Below are 18454 nucleotides of genomic sequence, written 5' to 3'. Positions count from 1 at the left end.
TATACAAAGAATAAATTTATTTATGATACGGTTCACCACGATTAATCCGAAACGCTCTATACACTTGCTCAAGCAACACTAATCGCATTAATTGGTGTGGTAATGTCATCTTTGAAAAAGAAAGTGATTCATTTGAACGCTTCATCACTTCTGAGCTTAGTCCAAGTGATCCACCAATTACAAATGCGACTTTACTCTTTCCGTATGTAGCAAGGCGATCTAGACTTATCGCGAATTCTTCTGATGACTTTTGCTTTCCTTCTATAGCTAATGCAATCACATGCGTGTCATCCGAAATTTTATCCAGTATACGTATACCTTCTTTTTCCTTTACAATTAACATTTCTGCTTCACTTAAATTTTCTGGCGCCTTTTCATCAGGCAATTCAATTACTTCTACTTTTGCGTATGCAGATAATCGTTTTAAGTATTCTGCTATACCTTGTTTCAAATATTTTTCTTTTAATTTCCCAATTGAAATAATCGAGATATTCACACGTATCCTCCACCTTACAAACATGTTATCCACAAAACTTATCCACATATCCACAAACGCTACCCACATATTGTGTGAGAATCTGTGTTCGATACAACATATGTCGCCTCATTTTGACAAAATTCACATGTTTTTTTCTCTTTTTTCGAGTTATCCACATTGTTGATAACTGGCGCAACTTCACACTCATCCACAATAATATCTAACGCTAATTCAACATGCTCTAAACAACAAGGTAAATTCATTTTCTTCACCTCACTTTTCTACAATAGAAAACAGGAGGTAGGCCCTCCTGTTTTTAATACTTTTGAATGCCTAATTTCACTGTTGTTGTTACTCTTTTTGTGCCACGATAAAACGTAAGAGTCATTTTATCATTAATTTCCTTATCATATAAGGCCGTACGGAATCCAATAATATCGCGAATCGGTTTTCCATCTACCGCCACAATAACATCATGTTCTCTTAAACCAGCATCCGCACCTGGCGAAGGACTTTTCACATCCAAAATACAAACTCCCTCTGTTACAGTACCTGGTAAATGTAATGTTTTTGACCAATAATAGTTTGGAATTTCATTTAATGACCTAAGTTCAATCCCAACATATGGTCTTCTTACTTTTCCATACTTCTCAAGTTCATTCATAATCGGAACAGCTCTAGTCACCGGAATAGCAAGGCCGATTCCTTCTACTTCTTTTGCAGCAATTTTCATTGAATTAATACCAATTAATTGTCCTGCTGCATTTACAAGCGCACCGCCACTATTCCCGGGATTAATCGCTGCATCTGTTTGTAACACTTCTACTTGCCAATCATAATGTCCATCTTGATCTAAATCTACAGGGACAATACGTTCATTAGCTGAAATAATGCCTTGTGTAACTGTTCCAGAAAATTGCAGTCCAAGCGGGTTTCCAATCGCAATAACTGGCTCTCCTCTGCGAACAGTATTAGAATCGCCAATTTCAATTATTTTTTTCACATGCTTTGCATCTATTTCTAATACAGCTAAGTCTGTGACTACATCGGTTCCTAATACTTTTCCAGGAACCTTCTTACCGTCACTTAGACTTACTTCAATACGATTCGCTCCAGCTACAACATGATTATTCGTTACAATATAAGCTTGACCATCTGTCTTTTTATAAATTACTCCTGATCCTGTACCGGCCTCTGAATCTGCCTCTGAAAAGTTATCTCGTTGAATGTTAATAACACCCACAACAGCTTCAGATGCACGATCAACAGCATCTACAAAGCTAATCTGTTTAATCCCTTGAGCTTCGGCCATATTACTTCCGCTTGCTTCAGCTTGCGGAAGCGTATCAGCAGAATTTGAAAATAAAGGCGCTCCAAACGCGAATAAAGAAGCTCCTACAATTGTTCCCGCTATACTAGAAAGAACTATACCTTTGTGCTTCTTTTTTCCTGCACGTTTCATACGATAATTTTCTTCATCAATAAAGGACATATTTGTTCACCTATCTTCCTGAAAACAACTATATTCACCTTTATTGTTTACTAAAATGAAGAATTATACGTATTGAATTTTTGTAGGCATTTTTGGATCTGTATCGTGAATTTCAAAGGATTCACCCACTCCAAATCCTTTTTCCTCTAGTACTTGTGATACTGACATACGCGCTAGTTCTTTCATGTTATTATCTAAGCTTAAATGGGCTAAATAAATATGCTTTGTCTCATCTGTAATTACATCTGCCATCGCTAATGCAGCATCCTCATTACAAACATGCCCAACGTCACTTAAAATACGTCGTTTAATGCTCCATGGATAACGTCCCATACGAAGCATTTCTACATCATGATTACTTTCAAATACGAAAGCATTAGCTCCCTTAATAACGCCTTTCATACGGTCACTTACGTATCCCGTATCTGTAATAAGCGCTAACTTCCTATTATTGTTATGGAAAGCATAAAACATCGGTTCTGCCGCATCATGAGAAACTCCAAATGACTCGACTTCAATATCACCAAAGGTTTTCACATCACCAACTGAGAAAATAAACTTTTGTTCAGTTGGGATATTTCCTATTAAATGTTCCATTGCATTCCATGTTTTCTCATTCGCATAAACAGGTAAATCATATTTACGTGCCAGTACACCTAAACCTTTAATATGATCACTATGCTCATGCGTTACAAGAATACCTGATACATCATTTATATTCAGTTCTGCTTGTTTAAATAAAGCCTCTGTTGCTTTACCACTTAAACCTGCGTCGACTAGTAATTTTTTTTCATCGGTTCCTACGTATAGCATATTTCCTGTACTTCCACTTGCAAGTACGCTAAAATGCAACCCCATTCTTTCTCACTCCAGTATGTTCATCAACCACTTGATTTTCCTTTTCTCCTAATTCCATAACTTGTCCTTCAATTGCATTCACAAAGAAGTCCTGCTTCTGCTCCGTTTTCAAATTCCACGTTGGAGCCAGTACTTGGTTATTAGAAGTAGATGCGGTAAGAGTGGCATAACCAATTTGCGCTTCTTTAACATGCGTATTTCCATGAATTTTATTTTTTAAATACAAATTTTCTAAAGCTGTTTGAGCCGTAATAATTTCTTGCTCTTTCGTTTTTTCACCTTCGCCCATTTCTTTTAAATCAGTTAGCATTGTCTGCGTATATGAAACAAGTTCATTTTTTTCATTTAATTCCACAACAATCATCGCCTGATTATTATAGAAAATAGGCTTATCTTTATATTTTTGGAAGAAATAAATTTTAGAGTCTTTCACCGCTCCAAATTCATACTTTTGTCCATCCAATACATAGTTCTTCAAAAATTCATTATACTTATCTTTTGATAATGATTTCGTATTTAAAAAAGGCTCTTTTAGCTTACTTTCTATCTTGTACATATTTTGTATATGCACCGTTTGATTTTTCAAAGACTGTATATCTTCTTCTTTAAAGGCTTTATTTTCCGCTCTAATAAATGACTCTTTTTTCGGTTCTTTAGGGATATTTCCCATCGTAATTTTGTTTGCTTTTAATTCTTGATCTATCTTTGTTTCTGCAATAAGCTCCAATTGATTACTATCTTGCTTTTGAATGAATTGGAAAATGAGAAAGAGGTCCAAAACAAAAAAGGTCACAATAAATATGGTTTTAATCCGATCCCAATCCATTTAGTCCTCCCTCACTCCACTCATAGATTTTCTGTTTACCTGTTTCATCTTCAACAAGCTTTACATACCAAATTGGTTGTAATCGAACTACTTGTCCATCTAGTGATAACTTGTATCCAATACCAATATCCTTAATTACTTGTTTCTTTATCTCTGGATTATTTTCTAGGGATGCTATTACAACATGCCCTGACGGAAGAGTAACCTTCTGTTCTATACCTTTAGTATTTAAAGACAGCAACGGTCTTTCATATTCCATTACTTCTTCTGATCCCCATATTTGTCTCAATTCAGCTAATCCATCTTCATTGAATACTGAATATCCATCTTCATTTAAACGAAATACTGTCTCTCCTTTATTCATATAGTCCAAACGATATGAATCCAAACTTCCACTGTGACCACTTACGAATTCAAAGCTTTTTTGTAAAAGCATTAAATTATCTATCGTTTTCTCAGTTAAGACAGAAGAGTTTTTATACTTTAGCATGTGACGATCGTTTTCAATTTCCATGGATCTAATACCATCTGTAAATGTTTCTTTCGACATCTCGGTAATCGGACTTAAATAACGAGGATCACTAAACAGAGCATTCTTAAACGTATCAACTGCTAAATTAGATGAAATATATGTTATATTGTTTAACTCTGTCGTTCCATCTGGTAAAAATAACTTTTTCATATCATTAAGTTGATAATCAAAATAAGGCTTTGCTGATACTATAAATTGATTTTGGGCATTTACAATATCTTTTAAATACACGCCACTTAATTTTGCCTCGTATATTTTAAAGTTATCACCATCAGAAACAAAGTTAATTTTAATTTCTTGATCCTTACTTCGAGAAGGATCGAGGAGAATACGATTAAAATGTTTAGGCTTATCTGTACTCTTCTCTTTCATGTTAAACATGGATTTTACTGCATCAAATGGGATATCGGTAGGGAAAACAAGTTCAACTTTCCCTTCACCATGCACATATGAAAGGAAATCACCCTTAGTGATTGATATCTCTTTAAAATCATGTAGTTCCCCTACTTCCAGAGGCTTATAGATTGATTCTATATCTGCCTCTCTTCTGCTCCCATAATGATTTTTATCTTTATGCACGATGATAGAAGTAGGACGGACAACATCGGAAATTTTAGTTTGGTTCATTCCTTCATTTCCCTGCACAAATTTCGCGTTTTGCATGGATGTAGAATCTGGCACATACGTCCATAGGTTAAAAGTAAGAAATAGGCTAATTACAACTAGGTTAATTAAAACTATTGTTTTAAAGTTTTCCATACTCATTCCCAATCGTCCTCTTCATCTGCTGCCATTGGTAACGTGAAATAAATAGTTGTCCCTTTTCCTTCTTCACTCTTCGCCCAAATAGAGCCACCATGTGCCTCAATCATTTCTTTTGCAATTGCTAATCCAAGCCCAGTACCACCCATTTGTCTTGAACGAGCTTTATCTACGCGATAAAAACGTTCAAAGATTTTATCAACGTTTTCTTTTGGAATACCCATTCCTTGGTCACTTACACTAATTTCTAATAAATCACCGCGATCACGTAAACGATATGTTACTGTTCCACCTTCTGGTGAATACTTTAATGCGTTAGAAATAATGTTATACAGCACTTGAGTAATTTTGTCAGTATCCATATCAATAAATCTAGATTTCTTAGAGAAAGATCGTTTGAAACTTACATTTTGCTCTTTAGACATTTCAAAGCGATCAATAATATTATTAAAGAAATCAGTAAAGTCGACCCATTCTTTCATTAAACGATGCTCTGTACTATCAAGTTTAGATAGCTGTAACAACGCATTTACAAGTCTAATCATTCTTTCTGTTTCTTCTTGTGTAACCGTTAAAAATTGTGGTGCAATATTTGGATCCTGCCATGCTCCATCTGTAAGTGCCTCTAAATAACTGCGCATCGTCGTTAATGGCGTCCTTAATTCATGAGAGACATTCGCCACAAACTCACGGCGTTCCCGTTCTATACGCTCCTGCTCTGTTACATCATATAGTACAGCAATTAAGCCGTTTGCCTTCCCTGTTTCTTTTTGAATAACAGAGAAACTAGCACGTAAAATATATGGTTCGTTTCTCGTACTAAAATCTAATAAAACAGAATCTGGCTCTTCATATAAATGATCGAGCGTAAATTCTTCCTGTATCCCTAATACCTCTAAAACAGATTGATCGAGCGCTGTTTCACGAGAAACATTTAACATCTTTTCCGCAGGATCATTTAGTAAAATAATATCCCCTTTTCGGTCAGTAGCAATTACTCCATCTGTCATATGTGATAAAACAGATGATAATTTACGCCTTTCACTTTCTGTAGAAGAACGAGCTTGTTGTAATTTTTTTGATAAATTATTGAAGGATAATGCCAGTTGTCCAATTTCATCATGGCTATGCACTTTTACTTTTCTCGAATAATTTCCTTTTGCCATTTCGATTGCTTGTCTCCGCATATCTGAAATTGGTCTTGTAATTGTTTGAGCTAATAAAATCCCAAGTACGGCTGTTACTAATAAAGCAATTACTGTTCCCGTAGCAAAAATTTGATTTATATCCTTCATTTGTTTATATACATCTTCCATAGATGCCACAATGTAAATAACACCAAGCGCATCCTTACCGTTATCATCTAGAATCGGAGTAAGCATAACTTGAACACGATGACCTGTACTACCATCCTTCTCAATTTTCACTTCCGGCTTTTTTTGTACTAACACTCGCTGAACAGCTATATCAGTTGATGTTCGATTCACCTTATTCTGCTTTGATTCATCTGAAATAGCCAGTAACTTTCTGTGCGAATCAAATACACTTACCTCTTGTATAACTTTCTTCTGATCAGAGGCAAATTTTCGAATTGAAGTTTTAATCGTTTCATCTGTTGACTCTGTTTCTGCTTTTGTATAACTTTTTTTAAACTCTTGCTTCAAATTATATGATAATAAGTTTGTTTGCTGCGTTAAAGAATCCCTAAAACCTTGTACTAAGCTCTTCTCTAATTCCCTTACGAAATATACTCCAATAACTTGCATCGCTATTAATATTAATAGCATATATATAAGCACAAATTTTAAATGAATAGATTGAAAAAAACCAACTTTCTTCATATACTATTCCTGCTCTGGGTCACGCAAGTAATACCCTACTCCACGTCTAGTTACAATTAAAGTAGGATGGCTTGGATTATCTTCAATTTTTTCACGCAAACGACGTACTGTAACGTCTACTGTGCGCACATCTCCAAAATAGTCATAACCCCAAACTGTTTGTAATAAATGTTCGCGTGTCATAACTTGGCCTAAATGTTTCGCTAAATAATGTAGCAACTCAAATTCACGATGTGTAAGCTCGATATTTTCCTCACGCTTCGTTACACTATATGCATTTGGATTAATCACAATTGGTCCAATAACCATTTCTGTATTTTCTTCTTTTTCCGCAGCACCACCTTGTTGATGGCGGCGTAAATTCGCCTTCACACGAGCAAGTAATTCCCTCGTACTAAATGGCTTCGTTACATAATCATCTGCCCCAAGCTCGAGCCCTAATACTTTATCAATCTCAGAGTCCTTTGCTGTAAGCATAATAATCGGCATTTCTGAGCTTTTACGTATTTCACGGCAAACCTCTAAGCCATCTTTACCTGGTAGCATAATATCTAATAAAACCATATCTGGTTGCTCTTCATTAGCCTTTTCAATTGCTTCATCACCATCATGCGCCATTACTATTTCAAAACCTTCTTTTTCTAGGTTAAACTTCAAAATATCTGCAATCGGCTTTTCATCATCAACTACTAAAATTTTCTTTCCCATCATCGTCTATTTCCTCCTTATAAAAATATGGTCAATAATCCCTAAACATATTGATGTTTACATAGTATGTCCTATATGACCGCATCCTTTGTTTAAGTATTTTCTCCTCTATTCTCATAGACTCATGTATGATCCACTTTTACACGGCATCCTATACGATCTATAGAAAAACCTCTAGCTTCAACTGCTAGAGGCTCCTCGTTCTATTTTAAAATAACTACTCAGTTTTGTAAAATTACATAAATAAAAAGGATATTAAGTGGGCCCACTTAATATCCTGAGAGTGGCTCGGGACGGAATCGAACCGCCGACACGAGGATTTTCAGTCCTCTGCTCTACCGACTGAGCTACCGAGCCAAAACTATATATAAAACCACTAATGGTGGTATAAACAAAAGTGGCGGTCCCGACCGGGGTCGAACCGGCGATCTCCTGCGTGACAGGCAGGCATGTTAACCACTACACCACGGGACCAAAAATAAGCAAAAAAAAACATGACCCGTACGGGATTCGAACCCGTGTTACCGCCGTGAAAGGGCGGTGTCTTAACCACTTGACCAACGGGCCACGAAAAATAAAATGGTGAGCCATGAAGGACTCGAACCTTCGACCCTCTGATTAAAAGTCAGATGCTCTACCAACTGAGCTAATGGCTCATACTCACCAACGTCATATTTTCGTGACGACAAGATGTATCATAACATGTATTCTGTATTTATTGCAATACTTTTTTTGTTTTTTTTATAAAAGAATAAGAAAAAAACTCATGCAGACATGAGTTTTTTTCAAAAAATGTTAATTAAGCTTCGTATACGTTACGTACAATATTTGTTTGGTTACGATCTGGTCCAACTGAGAACATAGATATTTGAATTCCTGTTAACTCAGAAACACGTTCTACGTATTTTCGTGCATTTTCAGGAAGTTCATCTAATGATTTTACACCAGTAATATCTTCTTCCCAACCTGGAAGCTCTTCATATACAGGCTCACATTTCGCTAAAATGTTTAAGTTAGCTGGAACTTCATCAATAACTTCGCCATTGTATTTGTAAGCTACACAAATTTTAAGAGTTGGAATACCTGTTAAAACGTCGATAGAATTTAATGATAGATCCGTTAAACCACTAACACGACGTGCATGTCTTACAACAACGCTATCGAACCAACCTACGCGGCGTGGACGACCAGTTGTCGTTCCATACTCGCGACCAACTTCACGAATTTGATGACCAATTTCATCATGAAGCTCAGTAGGGAATGGACCATCACCAACGCGGCTTGTATATGCTTTACATACACCTACAACGCGAGTAACTTTCGCAGGACCAACTCCAGTTCCAACTGTTACACCACCAGCAATTGGGTTAGAAGATGTAACGAACGGGTACGTACCGTGGTCAATATCAAGCATAACACCTTGCGCACCTTCAAATAATACACGGTGATTATTATCTAATGCATCATTTAATACAACAGACGTATCACATACATATTGCGCGATTTGTTGCCCGTACTCGAAGTACTCTTCGAAAATTTCTTCTACAGTGAAACCTTCTGTATCGTACATTTTTTCAAATAAACGATTTTTTTCTACTAAATTGCGCTCAAGCTTCTCTTTAAATGCTTCACGGTCTAAAAGATCAGCCATACGAATACCAATACGAGCAGCTTTATCCATATATGCAGGACCGATACCTTTTTTCGTTGTACCGATTTTGTTATCACCTTTACTTGCTTCTTCTAACTCATCTTGTTTTAAGTGGTAAGGTAAAATAACATGTGCACGGTTACTTACACGTAAATTATCAGTACTTACACCACGATCGTGTAAGTATTTTAACTCTTCAAGTAATGCTTTTGGATCTACCACTAATCCGTTTCCGATTACACAAATTTTCTCTTTATAGAAAATACCAGATGGAATTAAGTGTAATTTATATTTAACTCCGCCGAAAACAATTGTATGTCCCGCGTTATTTCCACCTTGATATCTTGCAACTACTTCCGCATGCTCAGAAAGAAAATCAGTGATTTTACCTTTTCCTTCGTCGCCCCATTGTGTTCCTACAACTACTACTGAAGACATTATTAAAGCACCTCCGCAATTTTCAAACGATCTATTCAAACAATATAATTGTACCAAAACCGAAAGAGAAGTCAACCGAAAAGCGAACATTTTTTCACAAAAAAACATTTTCGTTCGTAAGAATTATATATTTAACTTATGAAAGCCTTATCTTTCTTATAAAAAAAAAGAAACACATCTTATTATAAGAAATGTGTTTCTTTTTTATACTGCCTTTATGCCGGTGGAGCATGTCCATCCTCAAAACGACGTTCTAAGTTAACGAACTTATTGAACTCTTTGACGAATGCAAGTTCCACTGAACCTACTGGACCGTTACGTTGTTTTGCAATAATAATTTCAATTGTATTTTTGTTTTCCGTTTCTCGATCATAGTAGTCTTCACGATATAGGAAAGCTACAATATCAGCATCCTGCTCAATACTTCCAGATTCACGAATATCAGACATCATCGGGCGTTTATCTTGACGAGATTCTACACCACGAGATAACTGTGATAAAGCAATAACAGGCACTTGCAATTCACGCGCAATCCCTTTTAAGGTACGAGAAATCTCAGATACTTCCTGCTGACGGTTTTCTCCTGATTTCCCACTTCCTTGAATAAGCTGCAAATAGTCAATCAAAATCATACCAAGACCTTGTTCTTGCTTTAATCTACGGCATTTTGCTCGAATCTCATTTACTTTAATACCTGGCGTATCATCAATATATATACCAGCATTTGAGAGACTCCCCATTGCCATTGTTAATTTTGCCCAATCATCGGAAGTTAATGAACCAGTACGAAGTCTTTGTGCATCAATATTCCCTTCTGCACAAAGCATACGCATAACAAGCTGATCAGCACCCATCTCCAAACTAAAAATCGCTACATTTTCATCCGTTTTCGTCGCTACGTTTTGTGCAATATTTAATGAAAATGCCGTTTTCCCTACTGATGGACGTGCTGCCACGATAATTAAATCATTTCGTTGGAAACCTGCTGTCATCTTATCTAATTCAGTAAACCCAGTTGGTATCCCAGTAACTTCACCCTTTTGATTATGCAAAAGTTCAATTTTGTCATAAGCATCCACAAGAACATCTTTAATGTTTTGGAATGCTTTTGCATTCGTTTGATGGGATACTTCTAATATTTTTTTCTCAGCCTCGTTTAAAAGACCATCCACATCATCTTCTCTCTCGTATCCATCCGATACAATATGAGTCGCCGTGCGAATTAAACGACGTAAAAGCGCCTTTTCAGCGATGATGCGTGCGTAATATTCTACGTTAGCTGCAGTTGGCACAACTTCTGCTAACTCTGCTAAGTAAGAAACCCCACCAACCTCTTCTAGTAATCCTTGATCAGCCATTGCTGATGTCATCATTACTAAGTCGATCGGCTCTCCCTTATCAGATAGCCCAAGCATGACTTCAAAAATCTTTTGATGTTTCGTTCGATAGAACGAATCAGGTACCAATAACTCTGATGCTGAAGTTAACGCATCTTGATCAATCAATATGGCCCCTAAAACCGCCTGCTCAGCCTCTATATTATGCGGAGGGGTACGATCAGCAAGTACATCACTCATACGCAATCCTCCTTGCTTAATTTATTTTTATTGTTCACTAACATGAACTTTTACTGTTGCTGTTACTTGTGGATGCAATTTCACAGTAACGTTTGTATAACCTAGCGCACGGATTGCATCGTCCATTTCAAATTTACGTTTATCAAGTTTAATCTTGTGTGATTTTTGCATTGCATCTACGATTTGTTTGCTTGTGATAGAACCAAATAAACGGCCACCTTCTCCAGATTTCGCCTTTAATTCTACAGTTAATTTCTCTAAAGTCTCTTTTAACTCTTTTGCATTTTCAAGCTCTGCTGCTGCATCTTTTTCTTCTTTACGCTTTTGAGCTTCTAAAGTTTTCATACTGCTATTTGTTGCTTCAGCAGCTAATCCTTGTTTTAGTAAGAAGTTGTTTGCATAGCCATCTGGTACGTTTTTTACTTCTCCTTTTTTACCTTTACCTTTTACGTCTTTTAGAAAAATTACTTTCATGATTGTGTGCCTCCCTGTAAATAGTCATCAATAACAAATCGAAGCTTCTCCTCAGCTTCATCTACTGTAACATTTTTCATCTGTGTGGCTGCATTCGTCAAATGCCCGCCACCGCCTAAGTTTTCCATAATTAGCTGCACATTCACTTCACCTAAAGACCTGCTGCTAATTCCAATGAGATTCTCGCCACGTTTCGCAACAACAAATGATGCAATAATCCCCGTCATCGTTAATAACGTGTCTGCCGATTGCGCAATAAGCACTTGATCGTAGTAATCATCACTATCAACTTTAGCAATCGCAATTCCATTTTTATAAATGTACGCATTTTTTATAGCTTTTGCAACCCGTAAATACTGATCCATATCTTCCTTTAAAAGTTCTTGTACAAGTACAGTATCTGCACCATGTGAGCGTAAATAAGAAGCAGCATCAAATGTACGAGCCCCTGTCCGGAATGTGAAACTTTTCGTGTCGACAATAATACCCGCTAACAATGCCGTCGCTTCTAACATTGTCATCTTTAAATTTTTAGGTTGATACTCAAGTAATTCTGTAACCAATTCTGCCGTTGAAGAAGCATATGGTTCCATATAAACTAGCAATGGGTCTTCAATAAAATCTTCTCCACGGCGATGATGATCAATAACTACTACATTTTCAATTTTATGTAACAGTTTTTGCTCCATCACCATAGAAGGTTTATGCGTATCGACAACAACAAGTAACGACTCATCATTTGCAAATTCCATCGCTTGCTCTGGAGTAATAAAATGAGACCATAACTCCTCATTTTGTTTCACTTTGTCCATCAAACGCTTAATTCCTTTATCGGAATCATTTTCATCTAACACAATATATCCTTTACGCTCATTTAATTGAGCCACTTTTAAAATACCAATCGCAGCACCAATTGCGTCCATATCGGGAGCCCTATGCCCCATAATAATGACATTACTACTTTCTAATACTAAATCCTTTAACGCATGCGAAATGACCCTGGCACGTACACGGGTACGTTTTTCAACCGGATTTGTCTTACCTCCATAGAACTTAACTTTACCTGTCGCTTGTTTAATAGCTACTTGGTCTCCCCCACGCCCAAGCGCAAGATCTAAACCAGATTGAGCCATTGCTCCAAGCTCTGATAAAGGTAAATCACCTGATCCGACACCCACACTTAATGTAAGTGGTATATTCCTTTTAGATGTTTCTTCACGCACCTGATCTAAAATGCTAAATTTCCCTTTCTCCATCTGCGTCAAAATACTTTCATTTAGCACAACGAAGAATCTTTCTGAAGATGCACGTTTTAAATAAGCACCATACTTAAGTGCCCATTCATTTAGTCGCGATGTCACAAGACTTGTTATATTCGTACGTAATTGATCATCTAATCCTTGTGTAACTTCATCATAATTATCCAAATAGATGACAGCTAAAACAGTCCTTTGATCCTCGTACATCTTTTCGATTTCTGTTTGTTCCGTTACATCAAAGAAATAAATTAACTTTTCTTCTTTCCTTACAAAAACGCGAAACTTTCGATTATTTAAAGAGACTATATCATCAGAAGTTTCTCCTTTAATGAAAAGAAGTAATGTTTCTGATACATCGTAAAGGTGCCATCCAGCTAATGCGTGCTGTCCCAGACATGAAGATAAATAAGGATTTGCCCAATCAATCCCATAATCCTTATTGTATAACAAAATACCAATCGGCATTTGGTTAAATGCTTCATTACTTACTTTCTTTACTCTTGTAATCATATCTGTCGTATGCTTTTCGAAATTCCTTTGAAAATTAAGTTCAAATCGTATAACGATAAAGAATACGATACAAAAAATGACAAAAGCAGCTATACCCATAATTAAATGAAAATAACAGAGAATTGAAATGAGCACAAACACAAAAAATGCCAGTACATAAACAGGATATAAAAACCACTGTTTCTTATCAAATTCAGGCATGTATACAACTCCTATAAAGTAAAACTAACTTACCTTCCAGTTAGTTAAACAGATTAAAATAGTATAAGGAATATTATTTTATCCCCCTATTTTAGAACGCAATGAAATCCCTAAGTCAATTATACCTAAGATTGTCACAAGAGGAAACAGCATCGGAATAAACATGCATGCAATAAAACTAATAATAGGAACCCCTTTAGTAAAACCTTTTCTATACGCTAAAAAGGCGATAAATGTCAGACCTTGCAGTACAAGCAATAGTGCAAATATGACATTTAGGTTAGAAAATACCATATGTAAATATGATGTTGGTTCTACTTTTATAAAAGTTGCTAACAAAATAAATATAACGTAATACCAAATGATACTCTTTGGTAATTGTATATCTTTAAATTTAGGCCAAGATATAACTTCATGTTTTAACTTTTTCAAAACACTACCTGATATTATCACTGTAATCCAAGAAAAACATACTGAAACTAGCACAAGTATACTTGGAAGTAACGATTGTAATATATCATTCATTTGTGCAAGTAACTCTTTTTGTTCCTTACTAATCGGCATACCTGTAGCACTTACTATCTTTTCGCTTTTCGCCATACTTTCACTAAACATACTTTGCATTTGCTTCATTATATCTATGTTGAAAAACTTTATACTCGCAACATAAATAAGTACAAAACCAATTAAGTATGCAAGCGTCCCCGCTATTAAGATTTCCACTGGCTTTTTTCTTGTTTTATACATATATCCTAAAACAATCCCTATCAATCCAAACATAATTGTCTTCACTAAATTCAGCGGTTGACTCACAATAATAGTAACAAAAAGTGCCGCTACAAAAATCACGAGCACATTAGATAGTTTATGTCTTATCATTAATAGTATAAATGGTAACGGCAACGCAAAAGTTACAACTGTACCCAAAATCGGAACATACATAGATATAAGCAATAAAATTGCATATATAGCTAATAATGCTGCACCTTCTGTAATAAACTTTGTTTGTTTCACATTTTAACCTCTCTTTCAAAAAGAAAAGCATAGCAAAATGCACAGTAGAGTCCCACTCTACTGTGCATTTCATACGCTATTATTCACCAACATATGGTAAAAGTGCCATTTGACGAGCACGTTTAATTGCAACTGTAAGTTTGCGTTGGTATTTTGCGCTTGTTCCTGTTACACGACGAGGTAAAATTTTACCACGCTCAGAAACGAAACGTTTTAATAAATCAACATCTTTATAGTCAATGCGAGTGATGCCGTTAGCTGTGAAGAAACACACCTTACGACGTTTCGCACGTCCACCTTTGCGTCCTGCCATGTCTATTTCCCTCCATTCTTTGTTAAAACTAACAAATTTACTGTATTAGAACGGTAAATCGTCGTCGGAAATGTCGATCGGTTGACCTACATTTGAAAATGGATCGTCATTCTTCGTAAATCCAGAGTTACCTTGGTTACCTGAATTACTAGATTGACCAAATGGGTTAGAGCCTTGGTTACCGAAACCAGCTCCTGATGGTTGCTGATTAAATGAACCACGTTGCTCCCCACCGCCATTACGCGGCTCTAAAAATTGCACGCTTTCCGCAAGAACTTCTGTTACGTATACACGTTTACCATCTTGTCCCTCGTAATTACGAGTTTGAAGACGCCCATCTACGCCTGCTAAGCTACCTTTTTTCAAATAATTTGCTACGTTTTCTGCTTGTTTACGCCATATTACACAATTAATAAAGTCAGCTTCACGCTCACCTTGCTGATTGGCAAATGCGCGATTCACAGCTAACGTAAAAGTAGCTACTGCGACACCATTGGGCGTGTAACGTAAGTCAGGGTCCTTAGTTAAACGACCAACGAGGATAACACGATTCATCAATCGAACCACTCTCCCTTATATATCAATTATTTTTCTTCTTCTTTAACAACGATATGACGAAGGATGTCTTCGTTGATCTTAGCTAAACGGTCGAATTCGTTAATCGCTTCTGCGTTAGATTTCACGTTTAAGATCATGTAGAAACCTTCACGTAAGTCGTTGATTTCGTAAGCTAAACGACGCTTACCCCACTCTTTCGTGTTAATGATTTCTGCACCATTGTTTGTTAAAACACCTGCAAAACGTTCAACTAAAGCTTTTTGAGCTTCTTCTTCAACGCCAGGACGAATGATGTACATAATTTCGTACTTTCTCATTACACTTTCACCTCCTTTTGGTCTAAACGGCCCGTAATGGGCAAGGAGCAATTAATTTATAGTAATTACTCACGAGTTTAGATTATATCATAGTAAGTTATATGAATCAACTCACCAATACATAAAAAACTTGGCAAACATATAATATATTTGCCAAGTTCATATCTTTATTTTTCCTAGGAAATATTAAATTAAACGTTAAAACGGAAGTGCATAACATCTCCGTCTTTTACGATATATTCTTTTCCTTCTAAACGTACTTTTCCAGCTTCTTTTGCAGCTGTCATAGAACCGTTTGTCATTAAATCATCGTAAGAAACTGTTTCTGCACGAATAAATCCACGCTCAAAGTCTGTATGAATAACACCAGCACATTGTGGTGCCTTCATTCCTTGTTTAAATGTCCAAGCACGTACTTCTTGAACGCCAGCTGTAAAGTACGTAGCAAGTCCTAATAGGTCATATGCTGCACGAATTAATTGATCTAAACCAGACTCTTCAATTCCTAATTCTTCAAGGAATACTTTTTTCTCTTCTTCGTCTAATTCAGCGATTTCTGATTCAATTTTTGCACATACAACGATTACTTGAGAATTTTCATTTGCTGCAAATTCTTTTACCATTTGTACGTATTTATTTTCCGAAGGATCGATAATATCGTCTTCACTTACATTCGCTACGTATAACATTTCTTTTGTTGTAAGTAAATGAAGGCCTTTAACAATCTTCATCTGCTCTTCTGTAAATTCAACAGTACGAGCTGGTTTTCCCTCTTCAAAAGCTTCTTTTAAACGAACTAAAATTTCATGCTCATATACCGCTTCTTTATCTTTTTGTCTTGCTAATTTTGCAACACGCTCGATACGCTTATCAACAGACTCTAAATCCGCTAAAATTAGCTCTAAATTGATTGTTTCAATATCATCAATTGGATCTACTTTCCCTGAAACGTGCGTAATATTTTCGTCTTCAAAACAACGAACAACTTGGCAAATTGCATCTACTTGACGAATGTGAGATAAGAATTTATTTCCTAAACCTTCACCTTTACTAGCACCTTTTACGATACCTGCAATATCAGTAAACTCGAATACAGTCGGAACAGTCTTTTTCGGTTCTACTAATTCCGTTAATTTATTTAAACGCTCATCTGGTACTTCTACAATCCCTACGTTTGGATCAATTGTACAGAATGGATAGTTCGCAGATTCTGCTCCTGCTTGTGTAATTGCATTAAATAAAGTGGACTTCCCTACGTTAGGTAATCCAACAATCCCAGCCGTTAATCCCATATTTTTCACTCCTATGTCTCAATCTTTCATCATTATAGATAGTAACGAAAAAAATGACAAGTTTCCGCCAAACGAAAAAAAGTAACAGTTACCTACTGTAACTGTTACTCTCCCTCTATTCTTCGTGCTTCACAAGTATTTTTTTTACCTTACGATCAAACTCTCTTCGAGGAATCATTACTGAATGGTCACACCCCTCGCACTTAATGCGGATATCCATTCCCATACGAATAATTTTCCAACGATTCTCGCCACATGGATGGGCTTTCTTCATTTCCACAACATCATACAAGTTATATTCCTTTTGCTCCATTCTCCAAACTCCTCTCCATACTAAATTGCTTTTCCACTAACTAATTCTTCACGATTATATAAAACCATACGTGGATATGGAATTTCAATTCCATGTAAATCAAGACGATTTTTAATCTCTTTACGAAGTGCCCTTGCAATAACTGCATGTTGCATCGGTTCTACTTCAGCAATAACACGTAATATAACTTCTGATGCAGCTAATGTTTGCACACCTAATAATTGAGGCGTTGTTACCATTTTTTCGTACTTTGAAGGTAATTCTACTAATAAATCTTCAATAACTTGCTCTGCTTTCGCAATATCAGCCTCATATGAAATAGATACATCAACAAACGCTACACTATTACTAACTGAGTAGTTAGTAACTTGAATAATACTTCCATTTGGTAAAGTATGAATTTCACCTGTCCAACTCTTTACTTTCGTTGTACGAAGTCCAATTTCTAAAACGACTCCTTCAAATTGACCGATTTTAACATAATCGCCAACTGAAAACTGATCTTCTAACAAAATAAATAAACCTGTAATAACGTCTTTCACTAAACTTTGAGCACCAAATCCGACTGCTAAACCAATTACCCCAGCACCCGCTAATAAACCTGATGCATTAATATCAAACACACCTAAAATCGCAATTAGCATAATGAACATAACAACGTACGCTACAATATTTTCAAGTAATTTCGCTACTGTAACTGTACGACGTTCTGAAATTTGAATTGGAGAACGACTCCCCATACGAAACGCATTTCGTACAACCGCCCTTGCAATTCGCACAACAACTGCACCAATTGTTAAAATAATACATATTTTTAATGTCGCAACTCCAATATGAGCCCAACGATCAGCATCTAATAAATACTGTTTCATAGAATTAAACCACTTCGCTAATAAATCCATGTACCTCTACCTCTCTAGCTAAAATTTCTTTTTAGTTACCCTTATTATTGTATCAGAAGTCCCCTAATTGCTGAAAAAATTTTATGATTTTAATCCTATTTTATCCCCGACATCCAGGTATAAAATGGAATGAATATA

At 36.2% G+C, this 18454-nt stretch carries 19 protein-coding genes and 4 tRNA genes; all 23 read right to left on the bottom strand.

From position 1 onward, the window contains the following. Nucleotides 1-16: 16 nt before the first annotated feature. Nucleotides 17-496, bottom strand: coding sequence for a 23S rRNA (pseudouridine(1915)-N(3))-methyltransferase RlmH (gene rlmH / locus ACTFO4_RS10215; RefSeq protein ID WP_001027000.1), 480 nt, complete (start codon nucleotides 494-496; stop codon nucleotides 17-19). Nucleotides 497-555: 59 nt separating this feature from the next. After that, entirely contained in the window at nucleotides 556-741 is a 186-nt protein-coding gene (locus ACTFO4_RS10210) for a CxxH/CxxC protein (protein WP_002183021.1), read from the bottom strand. A gap of 53 nt (nucleotides 742-794) precedes the next feature. Beyond that, nucleotides 795-1970, bottom strand: a complete 1176-nt coding sequence (locus ACTFO4_RS10205; protein WP_000008031.1) for a S1C family serine protease — start codon at nucleotides 1968-1970, stop codon at nucleotides 795-797. A 63-nt stretch (nucleotides 1971-2033) separates the two neighbouring features. Beyond that, nucleotides 2034-2828, bottom strand: coding sequence for an MBL fold metallo-hydrolase (locus ACTFO4_RS10200; RefSeq protein WP_000522837.1), 795 nt, complete (start codon nucleotides 2826-2828; stop codon nucleotides 2034-2036). Then, a complete protein-coding gene (locus ACTFO4_RS10195) occupies nucleotides 2812-3654 on the bottom strand; it encodes a two-component system regulatory protein YycI (RefSeq protein ID WP_000383740.1) in 843 nt (280 codons plus the stop codon). Before ACTFO4_RS10195 ends, ACTFO4_RS10200 begins: the two co-directional genes overlap by 17 nt. Next, the gene (locus ACTFO4_RS10190) at nucleotides 3635-4951 is read right to left on the bottom strand and encodes a YycH family regulatory protein (RefSeq protein ID WP_000061560.1); all 1317 of its coding nucleotides are present in this window, start codon (nucleotides 4949-4951) and stop codon (nucleotides 3635-3637) included. Before ACTFO4_RS10190 ends, ACTFO4_RS10195 begins: the two co-directional genes overlap by 20 nt. After that, entirely contained in the window at nucleotides 4948-6789 is a 1842-nt protein-coding gene (gene walK, locus ACTFO4_RS10185; RefSeq protein ID WP_000755367.1) for a cell wall metabolism sensor histidine kinase WalK, read from the bottom strand. The genes ACTFO4_RS10190 and walK overlap by 4 nt, the downstream gene beginning before the upstream one ends. A 3-nt stretch (nucleotides 6790-6792) precedes the next feature. Further along, nucleotides 6793-7500 (bottom strand): cell wall metabolism DNA-binding response regulator WalR, encoded by a 708-nt coding sequence (gene walR, locus ACTFO4_RS10180; protein WP_000971865.1) that lies wholly within the window; start codon nucleotides 7498-7500, stop codon nucleotides 6793-6795. Nucleotides 7501-7781: 281 nt separating this feature from the next. Continuing rightward, nucleotides 7782-7854: transfer RNA gene (locus tag ACTFO4_RS10175), tRNA-Phe, on the bottom strand. Between the two features lie 41 nt (nucleotides 7855-7895). Beyond that, a tRNA-Asp gene (locus ACTFO4_RS10170) sits at nucleotides 7896-7971 on the bottom strand. Nucleotides 7972-7992: 21 nt separating this feature from the next. Beyond that, nucleotides 7993-8064 (bottom strand) — tRNA-Glu (locus ACTFO4_RS10165). 13 nt (nucleotides 8065-8077) lie between these two features. Next, nucleotides 8078-8153: transfer RNA gene (locus ACTFO4_RS10160), tRNA-Lys, on the bottom strand. 143 nt (nucleotides 8154-8296) lie between these two features. Then, nucleotides 8297-9586, bottom strand: coding sequence for an adenylosuccinate synthase (locus ACTFO4_RS10155; protein WP_000100238.1), 1290 nt, complete (start codon nucleotides 9584-9586; stop codon nucleotides 8297-8299). Between the two features lie 215 nt (nucleotides 9587-9801). Beyond that, nucleotides 9802-11163, bottom strand: a complete 1362-nt coding sequence (gene dnaB, locus ACTFO4_RS10150; protein ID WP_001286148.1) for a replicative DNA helicase — start codon at nucleotides 11161-11163, stop codon at nucleotides 9802-9804. A gap of 27 nt (nucleotides 11164-11190) precedes the next feature. Beyond that, nucleotides 11191-11637 carry a 50S ribosomal protein L9 gene (gene rplI / locus ACTFO4_RS10145; RefSeq protein WP_000864228.1) on the bottom strand — a complete coding sequence of 149 codons (447 nt, stop codon included), beginning with the start codon at nucleotides 11635-11637 and terminating at the stop codon, nucleotides 11191-11193. Next, entirely contained in the window at nucleotides 11634-13607 is a 1974-nt protein-coding gene (locus ACTFO4_RS10140; protein WP_001113785.1) for a DHH family phosphoesterase, read from the bottom strand. Before ACTFO4_RS10140 ends, rplI begins: the two co-directional genes overlap by 4 nt. A 78-nt stretch (nucleotides 13608-13685) precedes the next feature. After that, entirely contained in the window at nucleotides 13686-14621 is a 936-nt protein-coding gene (locus ACTFO4_RS10135; protein WP_000814837.1) for a YybS family protein, read from the bottom strand. Between the two features lie 79 nt (nucleotides 14622-14700). Continuing rightward, nucleotides 14701-14934, bottom strand: coding sequence for a 30S ribosomal protein S18 (gene rpsR, locus ACTFO4_RS10130; RefSeq protein ID WP_000918873.1), 234 nt, complete (start codon nucleotides 14932-14934; stop codon nucleotides 14701-14703). A gap of 45 nt (nucleotides 14935-14979) precedes the next feature. Continuing rightward, the gene (ssb, locus tag ACTFO4_RS10125) at nucleotides 14980-15492 is read right to left on the bottom strand and encodes a single-stranded DNA-binding protein (RefSeq protein WP_000981966.1); all 513 of its coding nucleotides are present in this window, start codon (nucleotides 15490-15492) and stop codon (nucleotides 14980-14982) included. A 26-nt stretch (nucleotides 15493-15518) separates the two neighbouring features. Next, entirely contained in the window at nucleotides 15519-15809 is a 291-nt protein-coding gene (gene rpsF / locus ACTFO4_RS10120) for a 30S ribosomal protein S6 (protein WP_001233778.1), read from the bottom strand. A 191-nt stretch (nucleotides 15810-16000) separates the two neighbouring features. Further along, complete coding sequence (gene ychF, locus ACTFO4_RS10115; RefSeq protein ID WP_000524657.1) at nucleotides 16001-17101, bottom strand: redox-regulated ATPase YchF; 1101 nt, start codon at nucleotides 17099-17101, stop codon at nucleotides 16001-16003. Nucleotides 17102-17216: 115 nt separating this feature from the next. Continuing rightward, nucleotides 17217-17414 carry a DUF951 domain-containing protein gene (locus ACTFO4_RS10110; protein ID WP_000435485.1) on the bottom strand — a complete coding sequence of 66 codons (198 nt, stop codon included), beginning with the start codon at nucleotides 17412-17414 and terminating at the stop codon, nucleotides 17217-17219. Between the two features lie 20 nt (nucleotides 17415-17434). Then, nucleotides 17435-18316 (bottom strand): mechanosensitive ion channel family protein, encoded by an 882-nt coding sequence (locus tag ACTFO4_RS10105; RefSeq protein ID WP_000364814.1) that lies wholly within the window; start codon nucleotides 18314-18316, stop codon nucleotides 17435-17437. Nucleotides 18317-18454: the final 138 nt, after the last annotated feature.

It is taken from the genome of Bacillus cereus group sp. MYBKT14-1, from assembly GCF_051915185.1.
GTDB lineage: Bacteria > Bacillota > Bacilli > Bacillales > Bacillaceae_G > Bacillus_A > Bacillus_A cereus.
The sequence above is the reverse complement of the archived record's forward strand: the minus strand, read 5'-3'. Positions and strand labels throughout refer to the sequence as shown.

What these genes read in the sequence shown, in the direction of transcription:
- walR (WP_000971865.1), bottom strand. Translation starts at nt 7,500, where the DNA reads ATGATGGGAAAGAAAATTTTAGTAGTTGATGATGAAAAGCCGATTGCA.
- ACTFO4_RS10105 (WP_000364814.1), bottom strand. Translation starts at nt 18,316, where the DNA reads ATGGATTTATTAGCGAAGTGGTTTAATTCTATGAAACAGTATTTATTA.
- ychF (WP_000524657.1), bottom strand. Translation starts at nt 17,101, where the DNA reads ATGGGATTAACGGCTGGGATTGTTGGATTACCTAACGTAGGGAAGTCC.
- ACTFO4_RS10210 (WP_002183021.1), bottom strand. Translation starts at nt 741, where the DNA reads ATGAATTTACCTTGTTGTTTAGAGCATGTTGAATTAGCGTTAGATATT.
- ACTFO4_RS10195 (WP_000383740.1), bottom strand. Translation starts at nt 3,654, where the DNA reads ATGGATTGGGATCGGATTAAAACCATATTTATTGTGACCTTTTTTGTT.
- ACTFO4_RS10205 (WP_000008031.1), bottom strand. Translation starts at nt 1,970, where the DNA reads ATGTCCTTTATTGATGAAGAAAATTATCGTATGAAACGTGCAGGAAAA.
- walK (WP_000755367.1), bottom strand. Translation starts at nt 6,789, where the DNA reads ATGAAGAAAGTTGGTTTTTTTCAATCTATTCATTTAAAATTTGTGCTT.
- ACTFO4_RS10155 (WP_000100238.1), bottom strand. Translation starts at nt 9,586, where the DNA reads ATGTCTTCAGTAGTAGTTGTAGGAACACAATGGGGCGACGAAGGAAAA.
- rpsF (WP_001233778.1), bottom strand. Translation starts at nt 15,809, where the DNA reads ATGAGAAAGTACGAAATTATGTACATCATTCGTCCTGGCGTTGAAGAA.
- ACTFO4_RS10110 (WP_000435485.1), bottom strand. Translation starts at nt 17,414, where the DNA reads ATGGAGCAAAAGGAATATAACTTGTATGATGTTGTGGAAATGAAGAAA.
- ACTFO4_RS10200 (WP_000522837.1), bottom strand. Translation starts at nt 2,828, where the DNA reads ATGGGGTTGCATTTTAGCGTACTTGCAAGTGGAAGTACAGGAAATATG.
- ACTFO4_RS10190 (WP_000061560.1), bottom strand. Translation starts at nt 4,951, where the DNA reads ATGAGTATGGAAAACTTTAAAACAATAGTTTTAATTAACCTAGTTGTA.
- dnaB (WP_001286148.1), bottom strand. Translation starts at nt 11,163, where the DNA reads ATGAGTGATGTACTTGCTGATCGTACCCCTCCGCATAATATAGAGGCT.
- ACTFO4_RS10140 (WP_001113785.1), bottom strand. Translation starts at nt 13,607, where the DNA reads ATGCCTGAATTTGATAAGAAACAGTGGTTTTTATATCCTGTTTATGTA.
- rplI (WP_000864228.1), bottom strand. Translation starts at nt 11,637, where the DNA reads ATGAAAGTAATTTTTCTAAAAGACGTAAAAGGTAAAGGTAAAAAAGGA.
- rpsR (WP_000918873.1), bottom strand. Translation starts at nt 14,934, where the DNA reads ATGGCAGGACGCAAAGGTGGACGTGCGAAACGTCGTAAGGTGTGTTTC.